The following is a 14,705-nucleotide window of genomic DNA, read 5'->3' as shown; positions in this document are numbered from 1 at the left end:
TAGCTCCTTGTCTGAACTTAAGCGGCGATCGAATCGATGCGCAGTTCGGTGTAGTTCTGACGATGGCCTTGATGCTTTTGGTAATGCTTACGACGACGCATCTTGAAGATCTTGACCTTGTCGTGGCGGCCGTGCGAAATCACGGTGGCTTTGACGGTTGCGCCAGCAAGGAAGGGAGCGCCGATCTTTACCGACTCGCCTTCGCCTGCCATGAGGACCTGGTCGAGAGTAACTTCTGCGCCAACGTCTGCCGGTATCTGTTCTACTTTAAGTTTTAGACCATTGGTAACGCGATACTGCTTACCGCCGGTTTTTATGACCGCATACATGGGTTGGACTCCGAAAATAAATCTAAAGGGTGCTACAAAGAACCGCGCATTATACGGAAATTCTCTGGCAAGTCAAAGTCTTGTGCCGGGGTTGTGGTAGACTTTTCGCCTTTCTTTCCACCCGATCCTGTCATCCCGCTTGTGGCGGGCAAACAGCGATTCGCGAGTCGAACGACTCGGCAACCCTGGAGCTATTCATGGCTGAAATTACCACGGCCTCCGGCCTGATCTACGAAGACACCGTTGTTGGCGAAGGCGCCGAAGCCAAGGCTGGCGATCACGTTGTCGTGCATTACACCGGCTGGCTGACCAACGGCAGCAAGTTCGATTCGAGCAAGGATCGTAACGATCCCTTCGATTTCCCGCTCGGTCAGCGTCATGTGATCGCTGGTTGGGACGAAGGTGTCCAGGGCATGAAGATCGGCGGCACCCGCAAGCTGACCATTCCGTCTGAACTCGGCTACGGCGCCCGGGGTGCCGGCGGCGTGATTCCGCCGAATGCGACGCTGATTTTCGAGGTCGAACTGCTTGCCGTGCAATGAGCGATAACGCGCGCGATTACAAGTCGAAAAAGCCGGCGGCCGCGCCGGCGGGTGACGATCCGTGGGCCAAGTGGCGCCAGCCGGAAGCCGCTGCCAATCCGGTTGCGGCAGCGCGCCCGGCGCCAGCGGTCGACACTGAAATCAAGGCAGAAATGCCGGTTGCAGAGCCTGAGGTCCGCGAGCGGCCGACCGGCACGTTGAGCGCGGTCAAGTCTGCCGAATCGTTGCGTTCGGAGGCGAAAAAGCCCTTGCGCAAGTCGGAGCTGAACAGCAACAAGCATCGCCCACGCGAGCAGGACAAGCCGCGTACGGCGGCACCGACGCGCGACGCGCGGCCGCCAGTGCGCCAGCCGGTAGTTCGTCCGGTGCGTGATCCGGCCGATGTGCCGAGTGGTGTGCGTCTTTCCAAGGTGATGTCGGAGCGCGCCATGTGCTCGCGCCGCGAGGCCGATCTGTGGATCGAGCGCGGCTGGGTCTTCGTCAATGGCGAACGGGTTTCCGAACTCGGTTCGCGCATCGACCCGAATGCCGAGATCACGATCACCAAGGAAGCCAAGCATGACCAGGCCAAGCAGGTCACCATCCTGCTCAACAAGCCGGTCGGTTATGTTTCCAGTCAGCCCGAGCCGGGCTTTACGCCGGCGGTGACATTGATTTCGGCGGAAACCTGGGTGCGCCAGTCCGGCGATCCGGAATTCAAGCCGTGGATGATGCGCGGTCTGGCGCCGGCCGGGCGGCTTGACGTCGATTCGACTGGTTTGCTGGTCCTGACCCAGGATGGTCGGGTCGCCAAGAAGCTGATCGGCGAGGAAAGCGATGCCGAGAAGGAATATCTGGTCCGGGTTGCCGGCGAGATGATTCCGGGTGGTCTGCGTCTGCTGCAGTTCGGTCTCGAACTCGACGGCAAGCCGCTCAAGAAGGCCTGGGTCAAGCAACTGAACGAAGATCAGCTGCATTTCATCCTGAAGGAAGGCAAGAAGCGCCAGATTCGCCGCATGTGCGAGCTGGTCGGCTTGCGTGTCATCGGTTTGAAGCGGGTGCGCATCGGCCGGGTCAAACTCGGCGATTTGCCGCTCGGCCATTGGCGTTTCCTGCGCGCCGACGAGGCTTTCTGATTTTGGCCTGAATTTTCCGGTCGACCGCTACAAACAAAAACGCCGGCTCGCAGCCGGCGTTTTTTACTTTGCAGCCTGCAATCAGGCGGCCGGACGAACCGGCGGCATCATCAGGCACTCGCCTTCGATGACGGTCTTGCCGGCCACGGTGCACACGGTGTCGAGAATGACGCGGTTCTTGGCGGCATTGACTTCGCGCACGGTGACGGTGGCGGTGACGGTGTCGCCCGGCTTGACCGGGGCCTTGAACTTCAGGGTTTGCGACAGGTAAATGGTGCCGGGTCCGGGCAGCTTGTTGGCCAGGGTGGCCGAGATGAAGCCGGCGGAGAGCATGCCGTGGGCGATGCGCGTGCCGAACATGGTGCCCTTGGCGTATTCCTCGTCGAGGTGGGCCGGGTTGACGTCGGTCGAGATGCCGGCAAACAGGATGATGTCGGCTTCGGTGACGGTCTTCGAGGTGCTGGCCGACATGCCGGGTTCGAGCTGGTCGATGTAATAGGTCATGCTGATCTCCTGATCATCTGATTGAAATTTGAATGATGAACTCTAGCATACGTCAGCGTATGGAGGTATGACAGGCCTTACTCGGAGCGCAAGGCTTCGACCGGATCGAGGCGCGCCGCCCGGCGGGCGGGCAAAACCCCGGCGGCGAGGCCGATGCTGATGGCGATTGCCTCCGCGAGCAGCACGAAGCTGAGCGGGGTGTGCACCGGCAAGGCGGGCAGGACGAAATGAATCAGCTGCGCCAGTCCGAAGCCGAGGAGCAGGCCGAGCAAACCGCCGATCGCCGAGAGCGCCACCGCTTCGCCGAGAAACAGCAGCAGGATGGTACGGCGGCGGGCGCCGAGCGCGACCAGCAGGCCGATCTCGCCGGTGCGTTCACTGACCGCGATGGTCATGATGGTGACGATGCCGACGCCGCCGACCAGCAGTGAAATGCCGCCCAGCGCGCCCACTGCCATGGTCAGTACGTTGAGGATGTTGGAGAGCGTCTTCAACATCTCTTCCTGCGAGATCACCGTGAAATCCTCGCGTCCGTGCCGGGCGATCAGGCGCTGCTTGATCGCGTTGGCGACGATGCTCGATGGCACGCCTTCTTCGGCGGCAATATTGATTTCATCGACACCTTCGCGATTGAACAACTCCTGGGCACGTGCGGTCGGGATAAAGGCGGTGTCGTCAAGATCGATGCCGAGGAACTGGCCTTTTGCGGCCATCACGCCGATCACCCGGAAATGCAGGCCGCCGATGCGCAGGCGCTGACCGAGCGGATTTTCGCTGCCGAACAGCTCGCTGCGCAGCTTGCTGCCGAGCACGACGAAGGCGCGGGCGCTGCCTTCGTCGTCCGGTGGCAAAAACTGGCCGCTCTGGACGGTCGACCGGAAAATCAGGGGCAATTTCGCATTGACGCCATATATAAGTGTGCGTCGCGTCCGGCCATTGCCCTCGACCTCGGCATTGCCGCGCACATTGGGCGTGACGGCGACGACGTGCGGCAGGCGTTCGAGCGAGCGGGCATCTTCGATCGATAGCGGGCGGGCGCTCGATGGCAGGCCGGAAGTCGAGCCGCCGGTCTTGGTCTTGCCGGGCACCGCCGAGATGACGTTGGTGCCGAATTGCGTGAACTCGCCGAGCACGAAACGATGGATGCCTTCGCCGATCGAGGTGAGCAGGATTACGGCGGCAATGCCGACGGCGATGCCGAGAAGGGTCAGGAAGCTGCGCAGGCGTTGCGCGGTGACGGCGCGAATGGCAAGACGAAGCGAATCGGCGAGCAGCATGGTCAGTGCTTCATCAAGGCTTGTACCGGATCAAGCCGGGCGGCGCGGCGGGCCGGCATGACGCCGAACAGCAGGCCGGTGCCGAGCGCCGTGCCGAGGCCGGCGATCACCGCCCAGTCCGGCGGGTAAGCCGGAAAAACCGGAAAGACCTGGCGCAGGATGAAGGCGCCCAGTTGGCCGAGCAGATAGCCGACCAGGGCACCGACAGTAGACAGCATCGCGGCTTCGGCCAGGAAGGCCAGCCGGATCGTGCGCGCCGTTGCGCCGAGCGCCTTGAGCAGGCCGATTTCGCCGGTGCGCTGGGTGACCGCGACCAGCATCACGTTCATCACCAGGATGCCGGCGACGGCCAGACTGATTGCGGCGATGCCGGCAACGCCCATGGTCAGTGCGCCGAGCAGCTTGTCGAAAGTGGCCAGGATGGCATCCTGGGTGATGACGGTGACGTCCTCCTCGCCGCGGTGGCGTTGCTTGAGGATTTCCATGACCTGTTCCTTGGCCTCGGGAATCGCCTCGCGGCTCTTGGCTTCGACCAGGATGCGGAACAGGGTGTTGGAATTGAACATCGCCTGGGCCAGTGCGACCGGGACGATGACCAGCTCGTCGGTATTCATGCCCAGGCCCTGGCCGACCGACTTGAGCACGCCGACCACGCGCAGGCGACGGTCGCCGACGCGGATCAACTGGCCGACAGCGGGTGTGTTGCCGAACATTTCCTCGCGGATCGTGGCGCCGATCACGGCGACCGGCGAGCCGCGATTCCAGTCTTCGTCCGGCAGCCCCTGTCCCTGTGCCAGTTCGAAATTGCGGATGGGCAGGAATTCATGCGTCGAGCCGGCGACCATGACTTCGCGCAGGCGGCCGCCGAAGCTGATTTCCGACGTGCCGACGGCGAGCGGTGCGAGGCGACTGACGGAGGGGGCGCGGCGCAGCGCGCCGGCGTCGTCGATGCTCAGGTCGCGCGGCGTGCTGGTGATGGCGTTGGCCGGGTTGAAACCACCGGTGCCGGAGCGTCCGGGCAGCACGATGACCAGATTGGTGCCGATCGAGGAAAACTGGCCGACGACGTAGCGGCGGGCGCCATCGCCCAGCGCGGTGAGAATGACGACGGCAGCGACCCCGATCGACATGGCGAGCACCGAAAGCGTCGTCCGCATCGGGTAGCCGGCGGCCGCGTCGCGAGCAAAGCGCAAGGTGTCAGCCAGGCGCATGCGCGCTGTCCTGTTTCAGGCGGCCGTCTTCCATGATCAGTTGCCGTTTGGCTCGGGCGCCGAGCGCCGGGTCGTGGGTCACGACCACCAGCGTGACGCCGCTGCTGTTCAAGCCCTCAAGCAGATGCACAACTTCGTCGCCGGTGTGGCGGTCGAGATTGCCAGTCGGTTCGTCAGCGAGAATCAGCGCCGGCTGCATTATCGTCGCGCGGGCGATTGCCACACGCTGACGCTGCCCACCGGAAAGCTGGTCGGGGCGGTGGTCGGCGCGATGTTCCAGGGCGAAATTGGCGAGCGCCAGTTCGACCCGTTGTGCGCGCTCCTTTGTCGGAATGCCGGCCAGCATCATGGGCAGGGCAATGTTTTCGGCGGCAGTCAGGCGTGGGACGAGATGAAAGCTCTGAAAAACGAAACCGATGCGCTGGCTGCGCACTTGCGCCTGCTCGTCGGGAGACAGCGTCGTGACGTCGCGATCTTCCAGTCGGTAAGTGCCGCTGCTCGGATGGTCGAGCAGGCCGAGCAGGTTGAGCAGCGTTGATTTGCCTGAACCTGACGGCCCCATCACCGCGACGTATTCGCCGGCGGCAATGCTCAAATTGAGCTGTGCCAGCGCGTGGACCGTTGAGTCGCCGAGCTGGAAGACCCGTTCGATGTCCTTGAGTTCGATCAGCGCCATGGGCTATTTGCCCTTGGTCTTGTCGTCCGGAACGACACTGGCGCCCGCCTTGATGCCATCCTTCTCGAGCGAGGTCGCAATCCGCTCGCCAGCACTCAGGCCTTCAAGCACTTCGGTGTATTCCCAGTTGCTCAGCCCGGTCTTGATCTGGCGCTCGTCGAGTTTGCCGCTATCTACATTGTATACAAGGACCTTGCCGCCCTCCTGGATGGCGGCGGTCGGGATGCGCAGCACATTCTCCCGGCCGGCAAGGATGATTTCGACGTCGGCGCTGTAGCCGACCAGCAGTTTGCCGGTGGCGTCCGGTTGCGCGAAGTCGACTTCGATATCCACGGTGCGCGCCTGTTTTTCGACGGCCGAGACATAGGGCGCGACGCGCCTTACCTTGCCCGGCAGTAATTTGCCCGGTAAGGCATCGAGGGTGATGCGTACCGGCTGGCCGGCCGTTATCTTGGGGGCGTCGACTTCATCCATCGGCGCCTTGACGTAGAGACAGGTGTCATCGATGAGATCGATGGCGGGCGGCGTGGGGACGCCAGGGGGGGACGGGGTCGAGTATTCGCCGAGTTCACCGACGATTTTTGCCACTGTGCCGTCAAAGGGCGCATAGAGTGCGACCCGTCCCTGTTCAACGCGGGTGGCGCGGAATTTCGCTTCGGCCTGGGCAACATCCGCCTTGGCTGTATTGCAACTGGCGCGCCTTGCTTCAGCTTCAGTGCGGGCGGCTTCTTCGCGGCTGGGCGAGACGAAACCCTTCTCGCGCAACTCGGCCTGCCTTTTTGCCTCTTTTTCGGCGTTGACCGCTACCAGACAGGCTTCATCGGTGCGCTTGCCGGCCAGCGCGATCTGCGACTGGGCCAGAGTCGCTTGGGCTTGTTGGTCGTCATTCCACAGCTTGAGCAGCAATTGCCCCTTCTTGACCTTGTCGCCTTCCTTGACGCCTAGGAATTCGATGCGCCCGCCAATGATGGTAGACAGCTTGGTGCGCAGGCAGGCCTCGACAGTGCCGGCGCGGGTGTTGGCCAATGTCGCCTCAACCTTGCCGGCGGTGACTTCCTTCAATACAACCGGAATTGGCTTGCTGCGGCTGAACCAGGCGTAAGCCAGGCCAAGGCTTGTGATGATGACGGCGATAATGACGATGCGTCGCATGGGTGTTTCCTTAACGAAAACCGGGCAGCCAGCCGGATTGGGCCTGGCTGTTGATTGGCTCGAGCGGTCCCTGGTAAAGGGCCTCGATGACCGGCGGGTCCTGCCAGGGTTCGTTCATGAAGGTCAGGCCGACTTCCTCGACTGTTTTGCCCGACCAGTAATATTCCGCCACTTCGTCGAGTGCGCTCAGTGACAGGCTGTGCGGCAGGCGCAGGTAGTCCAGCCAGCTGGCGTCGTGGAATGAGCATATATATGCACCTTTGGTGCGGGCGCAGACCAGGTTCTTGCCGAACACGCGTTGCGGGTGCTTGCTGCGGAAGGTCATCGCATCTGTGCGTGTCGCAAACAGGAGGAGCGCATGCAGGCGGCTGGGAAAGTGGTTGTAGCGCCGTTGCCGGAAGTACTCGAGGTGATACTCGGCGAAATAATTCTGGACGGTGATCAGTTGATCGCCGGGAGTGGGTTCGCCACCTTCCGGGTCGGACAGGGTTGCACCAAAGGGACTGCCCTTGAGGATGTCCCAGCCTGGCAACTCGGCACCCGGCTCGAGCCAGCAGGAGAGCTCCAGGGTTGCGGTATCTTTGAACAGATTATCCATGACTGAATTATCGGTTAATCCGCCTATTCTCACCCATCATTTGTGCGGGGCGAAGTCCCTGTAGCAGGAAATCGACAGCGCCAGCCGAAACGAAAATTGGTGAGCGAAAATTGTTGGAGAAAGATGTAGCTTTTTTTTGCCGGAGTGATAATCTGAACCTGTGCCGAGGTTAGCAGCAAGCCCCGGCAAGCTGCACCAGTACTGCTGCGTAGCAGGAGATTCTATGGCAGTTTTCGCAAAGAGCATTCTTGAGATTACCGTGTAGTACTCCGTAACGGCGAAAAGCCGAATACCCCAGCCTGATGTGCCGGGGTGCAGTAAAAGAAGCCCATGCCTGAACCGCATGGGCTTCACGCATTCAGGGAGCCCATTCATATGTCCATCAAGCGCAACGGCACTACTCGCCGCTATTCAGACAGTGTTGTACACAATGGCACAGTCTATCTGGTCGAGGTGCCCTCCAATAGTGATGGCGACATTGCTGCCCAGATGTCGAATCTGTTATCCGGTGTCGAGCGCTTGCTGGAGCAGGCAGGGAGTGACAAGTCGCGGTTGTTGATGGTGACCATCTATCTTGCCGATATGGCTGACTACGAGGCAATGAATGTTCTTTGGGATGATTGGCTGCCCGATGGTGTTGCTCCGACGCGGGCGTGTGTTCAGGCGAAATTGGCTAATCCTGCACTCAAGGTGGAGATGGTGATTGTTGCGGCCACATATTAAGAGTGGCGGAAATTGTTCCGGGATGAGTTGTTTGAGCACCAAACCGCGTTAATGCGTTTGGCATATAAAATAGATTCTTGGGTGGTGATTCAATAATTTTCTGCGTGGGCTATTGACCATCGTCAGAAGATCTATATAATGCGCCCCTCCTTGCAGCGCTTGGTTCTACGGGCGGTGGAGGGAGGAAGTGGTGGTTTGGGTTTTGGCGGGTTGAGCAGAAAAAAGATTTCAAATTTTGCTTGACGGTTTAGCTGAAGTTCTTCATAATCTCGCTTCTCTGCTGCTGACGGATTTAACGAGACGGCGCGGTGGAAATGATCTTTAACAATTTGAACAACCGATAGGTGTGGGTGCCTTGATGCTAGTGGCTTAGGTCACACAAAAGTATTAAAGGCAATCACACGGATGGAGAGATCCATCGAGGTAGAAGTTAAATTCTACCGTCAGTGAATTGTGAGTAGTAATGTTGGATTGAACTGAAGAGTTTGATCCTGGCTCAGATTGAACGCTGGCGGCATGCCTTACACATGCAAGTCGAACGGCAGCACGGGAGCAATCCTGGTGGCGAGTGGCGAACGGGTGAGTAATGTATCGGAACGTACCATTGAGTGGGGGATAACGTAGCGAAAGTTACGCTAATACCGCATATACCCTGAGGGGGAAAGCAGGGGATCGCAAGACCTTGTGCTCTTTGAGCGGCCGATATCAGATTAGCTAGTTGGTGAGGTAAAGGCTCACCAAGGCGACGATCTGTAGCGGGTCTGAGAGGATGATCCGCCACACTGGAACTGAGACACGGTCCAGACTCCTACGGGAGGCAGCAGTGGGGAATTTTGGACAATGGGGGCAACCCTGATCCAGCCATGCCGCGTGAGTGAAGAAGGCCTTCGGGTTGTAAAGCTCTTTCGGCCGGGAGGAAATCGCATCAGTTAATACCTGGTGTGGATGACAGTACCGGAATAAGAAGCACCGGCTAACTACGTGCCAGCAGCCGCGGTAATACGTAGGGTGCGAGCGTTAATCGGAATTACTGGGCGTAAAGCGTGCGCAGGCGGTTTTTTAAGACAGGCGTGAAATCCCCGGGCTCAACCTGGGAACTGCGCTTGTGACTGGAAGGCTAGAGTATGGCAGAGGGGGGTGGAATTCCACGTGTAGCAGTGAAATGCGTAGAGATGTGGAGGAACACCGATGGCGAAGGCAGCCCCCTGGGCCAATACTGACGCTCATGCACGAAAGCGTGGGGAGCAAACAGGATTAGATACCCTGGTAGTCCACGCCCTAAACGATGTCAACTAGGTGTTGGGTGGGTAAAACCATTTAGTACCGGAGCTAACGCGTGAAGTTGACCGCCTGGGGAGTACGGCCGCAAGGTTAAAACTCAAAGGAATTGACGGGGACCCGCACAAGCGGTGGATGATGTGGATTAATTCGATGCAACGCGAAAAACCTTACCTACCCTTGACATGTCCAGGAGCCTGAAGAGATTTGGGTGTGCCCGAAAGGGAACTGGAACACAGGTGCTGCATGGCTGTCGTCAGCTCGTGTCGTGAGATGTTGGGTTAAGTCCCGCAACGAGCGCAACCCTTGTCGTTAATTGCCATCATTTAGTTGGGCACTTTAACGAGACTGCCGGTGACAAACCGGAGGAAGGTGGGGATGACGTCAAGTCCTCATGGCCCTTATGGGTAGGGCTTCACACGTCATACAATGGTCGGTACAAAGGGTTGCCAAGCCGCGAGGTGGAGCTAATCCCAGAAAGCCGATCGTAGTCCGGATCGTAGGCTGCAACTCGCCTGCGTGAAGTCGGAATCGCTAGTAATCGTGGATCAGCATGTCACGGTGAATACGTTCCCGGGTCTTGTACACACCGCCCGTCACACCATGGGAGCGGGTTCCGCCAGAAGTAGGTAGCCTAACCGCAAGGGGGGCGCTTACCACGGCGGGGTTCGTGACTGGGGTGAAGTCGTAACAAGGTAGCCGTAGGGGAACCTGCGGCTGGATCACCTCCTTTCTAGAGAAAGCATCTCTGGCACCCACAACCTATCGGTTGTTCAATGAGTAGCAAACAGACGAGGGTCTGTAGCTCAGTCGGTTAGAGCACCGTCTTGATAAGGCGGGGGTCGTTGGTTCGATTCCAACCAGACCCACCAACGTCAAATCAAGTAAGCGAGCAGTACGAGGCGCGAGACATCGCCGCATACCTTGGTATGCAAGATGTTGAGCAACGACGTAATGCGAAGCTTAACGGGGGATTAGCTCAGCTGGGAGAGCACCTGCTTTGCAAGCAGGGGGTCAACGGTTCGATCCCGTTATCCTCCACCAGAACCTAAAGATAAGCAGCGATGTTTATCTTTAGCTTTTGAGGAATCAATTGCTACGCTCTTTAACAAATTGGAAGAAGGTTGTGTCACTCGTGCTGATGAGGCATGGGTGATGCGTTGTGATTGCATCTGTAACGTCTTCGGACGATACAGCACAAATATGAGTTTGCCTGTAGCCGCTCTCGTTAAGAGAGTACAAGGTTATAGGATCAAGCGACTAAGTGCATGTGGTGGATGCCTTGGCGATCACAGGCGATGAAGGACGTGCAAGCCTGCGAAAAGCGGGGGGGAGCTGGCAATGAAGCTTTGATCCCCCGATATCCGAATGGGGAAACCCACCTCTTATGAGGTATCCCTGACTGAATACATAGGTCAGGGAGGCGAACCCGGTGAACTGAAACATCTAAGTAGCCGGAGGAAAATAAATCAACCGAGATTCCCCAAGTAGTGGCGAGCGAACGGGGAGCAGCCTGCTAGTGATAGCGGAATGGTTAATGGAACGGAATGGAAAGTCCGGCCGTAGTGGGTGATAGCCCCGTACATGAAAACCAATCCGTGGTACTAAGTTAGCGAAAAGTAGGGCGGGGCACGTGAAACCTTGTCTGAACATGGGGGGACCATCCTCCAAGGCTAAATACTCGTGATCGACCGATAGTGAACTAGTACCGTGAGGGAAAGGCGAAAAGAACCCCGGGAGGGGAGTGAAATAGATCCTGAAACCGCATGCATACAAACAGTGGGAGCCGACTTGTTCGGTGACTGCGTACCTTTTGTATAATGGGTCAGCGACTTACGTTGTGTTGCGAGCTTAACCGAATAGGGGAGGCGTAGCGAAAGCGAGTCTGATAAGGGCGTTTAGTAGCACGGCGTAGACCCGAAACCGGATGATCTATCCATGGCCAGGATGAAGGTGCCGTAACAGGTACTGGAGGTCCGAACCCACTAATGTTGAAAAATTAGGGGATGAGCTGTGGATAGGGGTGAAAGGCTAAACAAATCCGGAAATAGCTGGTTCTCCCCGAAAACTATTTAGGTAGTGCGTCACATATCACCAACGGGGGTAAAGCACTGTTATGGCTAGGGGGTCATCGCGACTTACCAAACCATGGCAAACTCTGAATACCGTTGAGTGCGAGTGTGGCAGACAGACAGTGGGTGCTAACGTCCATTGTCAAGAGGGAAACAACCCAGACCGCCAGCTAAGGTCCCCAAGACACAGTTAAGTGGGAAACGAAGTGGGAAGGCATAGACAGCTAGGAGGTTGGCTTAGAAGCAGCCATCCTTTAAAGAAAGCGTAATAGCTCACTAGTCGAGTCGTCCTGCGCGGAAGATGTAACGGGGCTCAAACTGTGCACCGAAGCTGCGGATATCGAAAGATATGGTAGGGGAGCGTTCTGTAGGTCTGTGAAGGTGACTTGAGAAGGTTGCTGGAGATATCAGAAGTGCGAATGCTGACATGAGTAGCGATAAAGGGAGTGAAAAGCTCCCTCGCCGAAAGCCCAAGGTTTCCTACGCAACGTTCATCGGCGTAGGGTGAGTCGGCCCCTAAGGCGAGGCAGAAATGCGTAGTCGATGGGAAACAGGTCAATATTCCTGTACCGATTCTAGATGCGATGTGGGGACGGAGAAGGTTAGGTCAGCCATCTGTTGGAATAGGTGGTTTAAGCGTGTAGGAGTGTCCCTTAGGCAAATCCGGGGGAATTATCTGAGGCGTGACGACGAGGCACTACGGTGCTGAAGTGATTGATACCAAGCTTCCAGGAAAAGCCACTAAGCTTCAGTCTAGAATTGACCGTACCGCAAACCGACACAGGTGGGCAGGATGAAAATTCTAAGGCGCTTGAGAGAACTCAGGAGAAGGAACTCGGCAAATTAACACCGTAACTTCGGGAGAAGGTGTGCCCCGGTAGGGTATAAGTCCTCGCGACGAAAGCCCGATGGGGTTGCAGTGAAATGGTGGCTGCGACTGTTTAATAAAAACACAGCACTCTGCAAACACGAAAGTGGACGTATAGGGTGTGACGCCTGCCCGGTGCCGGAAGGTTAAGTGATGGGGTGCAAGCTCTTGATCGAAGCCCCGGTAAACGGCGGCCGTAACTATAACGGTCCTAAGGTAGCGAAATTCCTTGTCGGGTAAGTTCCGACCTGCACGAATGGCGTAACGATGGCCACACTGTCTCCTCCTGAGACTCAGCGAAGTTGAAATGTTTGTGAAGATGCAATCTCCCCGCGGCAAGACGGAAAGACCCCATGAACCTTTACTGTAGCTTTGCATTGGACTTTGAATCGGTCTGTGTAGGATAGGTGGGAGGCTGTGAAACCGGGACGCTAGTTTCGGTGGAGCCAACCTTGAAATACCACCCTGATTTATTTGAGGTTCTAACCTTGATCCGTGAATCCGGATCGGGGACCGTGCATGGTGGGCAGTTTGACTGGGGCGGTCTCCTCCCAAAAGGTAACGGAGGAGTACGAAGGTACGCTTAGGACGGTCGGACATCGTCCATAAAGTGCAATGGCAAAAGCGTGCTTGACTGCGAGACCCACAAGTCGAGCAGGTGCGAAAGCAGGTCATAGTGATCCGGTGGTTCTGTATGGAAGGGCCATCGCTCAACGGATAAAAGGTACTCTGGGGATAACAGGCTGATACCGCCCAAGAGTTCATATCGACGGCGGTGTTTGGCACCTCGATGTCGGCTCATCTCATCCTGGGGCTGTAGCCGGTCCCAAGGGTATGGCTGTTCGCCATTTAAAGAGGTACGTGAGCTGGGTTTAAAACGTCGTGAGACAGTTTGGTCCCTATCTGCCGTGGGCGCTGGAAATTTGAAGGGGGCTGCTCCTAGTACGAGAGGACCGGAGTGGACGAACCTCTGGTGTACCGGTTATGACGCCAGTCGTATCGCCGGGTAGCTATGTTCGGAAGAGATAAACGCTGAAAGCATCTAAGCGTGAAACTCGCCTTAAGATGAGATTTCCCGGAGTCTTGAACTCCTTAAAGGGTCGTCGAAGACCACGACGTTGATAGGTCAGGTGTGGAAGCGCAGTAATGCGTTAAGCTAACTGATACTAATTGCCCGTACGGCTTGATCCTATAACCTTGTAATACACTGCAAGCAATACTCATAGCAGTCACAACAACAACCTTCTATCCCAATTTGGCCTGACGCCCTCCGCGGCAGGCACACAAGTTACGCTTGGCGGCAATAGCCTGCTGGACCCACCCCTTCCCTTCCCGAACAGGACCGTGAAACAGCAAAGCGCCGATGATAGTGAGTATTTCGCTCGCGAAAGTAGGTCACCGCCAGGCTCCCATTTCAAAAGCCCCCCTAGCTAACGCTAGCGGGGCTTTTGTGCGTCTACCCAACAGAAAATAGCGAGCGAATGAAATTGAGCGCGTTCGTGCCTTGTTACACCGCTTGGGGCGGCTGCTCGATGAAGGCCATCAGCTCGCGCACAAAGCGCTCTCGTTGCCATTGATGGGGCGAGTGATCCGTCCCTTCGTAGATCTGAAGGAGTGCGTTGGGGATCCGGTCCGCAACATAATGCGCTGTTTCGGTGCGGTAAAAGTTGCTTTCACCACCATAGATCAGCATCGATGGAACATCGATGCTGGCCAGTACATCGCGATAATCGGCCTTGGTCAGACTTTCCCAGCACTTGATCAACGGCCCTGGATCCTGTGCCCGGAGAGCTGATCGGGAACGTTCCCAGCCACTTGCCCCGGCCAAATATTTTTCACGGGCCCTCGCATTCAGGCCGAAAGCCGTAAGCTTGAGTACGCCTTCGGCAAAATCGTCGTTCAGCGTCCCCAGCATTTCCTGCGATTTTTCACCATTGAAGTCACCGTAAATTCCGTGACCCCAATCTGCGTCGGTGAGCAGTTTGGGCGATTGATCGATAAAGCAAAGACGTGAAATTCTTTTCGTTCCATAGTCGCGAATATATTGCCACAGGGTCAGGGCGCCCATGGAGTGCCCAACCATTGTGACTTGTTCAAGCCCGTAATGATCCAGGAGATCGCTCAAGTCTCGGGCCATTCGCTCGACCGTGGGCGGAGTCTTGACGTCCTGTTTGTGCCCGCCGTGGCCTCTGGCATCCCATCGATATACCCGGTGCCGCTTGTTCAGTTCAGTCAAAAAAGGAAACCATTCCTGACTGCTCGAGGTCCAGCCGTGCAGCATGACGATAGGCGAGCCCTCGCCAGAAATTTTTACGTGCAGTTTCGCGCCATCATCGGCAAAGAAGTGTGTCATGGGAGGA

11 protein-coding genes, 2 tRNA genes and 3 rRNA genes are annotated in these 14,705 nt (G+C 57.5%); 8 read left to right on the top strand and 8 right to left on the bottom strand.

Features of this window, described 5'->3' with window-relative positions; all coding sequences use genetic code 11:
- Window positions 1–17: 17 nt before the first annotated feature.
- Complete coding sequence (rplU, locus tag KI612_RS16765) at window positions 18–329, bottom strand: 50S ribosomal protein L21 (protein ID WP_066882854.1); 312 nt, start codon at window positions 327–329, stop codon at window positions 18–20.
- A gap of 197 nt (window positions 330–526) precedes the next feature.
- Here rplU and KI612_RS16760 point away from each other — a divergent pair, with 197 nt between their 5' ends.
- Both KI612_RS16760 and KI612_RS16755 read left to right on the top strand, forming a co-directional pair.
- Window positions 527–871, top strand: a complete 345-nt coding sequence (locus KI612_RS16760; RefSeq protein WP_226441203.1) for an FKBP-type peptidyl-prolyl cis-trans isomerase — start codon at window positions 527–529, stop codon at window positions 869–871.
- On the top strand, window positions 868–1,986 hold the full coding sequence (locus tag KI612_RS16755) for a pseudouridine synthase (protein WP_226441202.1): 1,119 nt from the start codon (window positions 868–870) through the stop codon (window positions 1,984–1,986). The genes KI612_RS16760 and KI612_RS16755 overlap by 4 nt, the downstream gene beginning before the upstream one ends.
- An 81-nt stretch (window positions 1,987–2,067) precedes the next feature.
- On the opposite strand, the gene KI612_RS16750 is transcribed toward KI612_RS16755, so the two are convergent.
- The 6 genes from KI612_RS16750 to KI612_RS16725 form a co-directional block, all read right to left on the bottom strand.
- Complete coding sequence (locus KI612_RS16750) at window positions 2,068–2,490, bottom strand: MaoC family dehydratase (protein WP_226441201.1); 423 nt, start codon at window positions 2,488–2,490, stop codon at window positions 2,068–2,070.
- A gap of 77 nt (window positions 2,491–2,567) precedes the next feature.
- Window positions 2,568–3,767 carry an ABC transporter permease gene (locus KI612_RS16745; protein ID WP_226441200.1) on the bottom strand — a complete coding sequence of 400 codons (1,200 nt, stop codon included), beginning with the start codon at window positions 3,765–3,767 and terminating at the stop codon, window positions 2,568–2,570.
- Window positions 3,768–3,769: 2 nt separating this feature from the next.
- The gene (locus KI612_RS16740) at window positions 3,770–4,978 is read right to left on the bottom strand and encodes an ABC transporter permease (RefSeq protein WP_226441199.1); all 1,209 of its coding nucleotides are present in this window, start codon (window positions 4,976–4,978) and stop codon (window positions 3,770–3,772) included.
- Entirely contained in the window at window positions 4,965–5,654 is a 690-nt protein-coding gene (locus KI612_RS16735) for an ABC transporter ATP-binding protein (RefSeq protein ID WP_226441198.1), read from the bottom strand. The genes KI612_RS16740 and KI612_RS16735 overlap by 14 nt, the downstream gene beginning before the upstream one ends.
- 3 nt (window positions 5,655–5,657) lie before the next feature.
- Window positions 5,658–6,806, bottom strand: coding sequence for an efflux RND transporter periplasmic adaptor subunit (locus KI612_RS16730; RefSeq protein ID WP_226441197.1), 1,149 nt, complete (start codon window positions 6,804–6,806; stop codon window positions 5,658–5,660).
- Window positions 6,807–6,816: 10 nt separating this feature from the next.
- Window positions 6,817–7,404 carry a hypothetical protein gene (locus tag KI612_RS16725; RefSeq protein ID WP_226441196.1) on the bottom strand — a complete coding sequence of 196 codons (588 nt, stop codon included), beginning with the start codon at window positions 7,402–7,404 and terminating at the stop codon, window positions 6,817–6,819.
- A 375-nt stretch (window positions 7,405–7,779) separates the two neighbouring features.
- Here KI612_RS16725 and KI612_RS16720 point away from each other — a divergent pair, with 375 nt between their 5' ends.
- The 6 genes from KI612_RS16720 (at window position 7,780) to rrf (ending at window position 13,752) form a co-directional block, all read left to right on the top strand.
- Window positions 7,780–8,127 carry a RidA family protein gene (locus KI612_RS16720; protein WP_226441195.1) on the top strand — a complete coding sequence of 116 codons (348 nt, stop codon included), beginning with the start codon at window positions 7,780–7,782 and terminating at the stop codon, window positions 8,125–8,127.
- Window positions 8,128–8,600: 473 nt separating this feature from the next.
- Window positions 8,601–10,138: ribosomal RNA gene (locus KI612_RS16715) — 16S ribosomal RNA — on the top strand.
- 62 nt (window positions 10,139–10,200) lie between these two features.
- Window positions 10,201–10,277 (top strand) — tRNA-Ile (locus KI612_RS16710).
- 96 nt (window positions 10,278–10,373) lie between these two features.
- Window positions 10,374–10,449: transfer RNA gene (locus tag KI612_RS16705), tRNA-Ala, on the top strand.
- 206 nt (window positions 10,450–10,655) lie between these two features.
- A 23S ribosomal RNA gene (locus KI612_RS16700) occupies window positions 10,656–13,536 on the top strand.
- Window positions 13,537–13,638: 102 nt separating this feature from the next.
- Window positions 13,639–13,752 (top strand): 5S ribosomal RNA (gene rrf / locus KI612_RS16695).
- Together the 16S, 23S and 5S rRNA genes with 2 tRNA genes alongside form the textbook arrangement of a ribosomal RNA operon.
- Window positions 13,753–13,852: 100 nt before the next feature.
- Here rrf and KI612_RS16690 read toward each other — a convergent pair.
- A complete protein-coding gene (locus KI612_RS16690; protein ID WP_226441194.1) occupies window positions 13,853–14,698 on the bottom strand; it encodes an alpha/beta fold hydrolase in 846 nt (281 codons plus the stop codon).
- Window positions 14,699–14,705 lie beyond the last annotated feature (7 nt).

Source organism: Quatrionicoccus australiensis, assembly GCF_020510525.1.
In the GTDB taxonomy this organism is placed as follows: Bacteria; Pseudomonadota; Gammaproteobacteria; order Burkholderiales; family Rhodocyclaceae; genus Azonexus; species Azonexus australiensis_B.
This window is presented reverse-complemented; position numbering and strand designations above follow the sequence as displayed.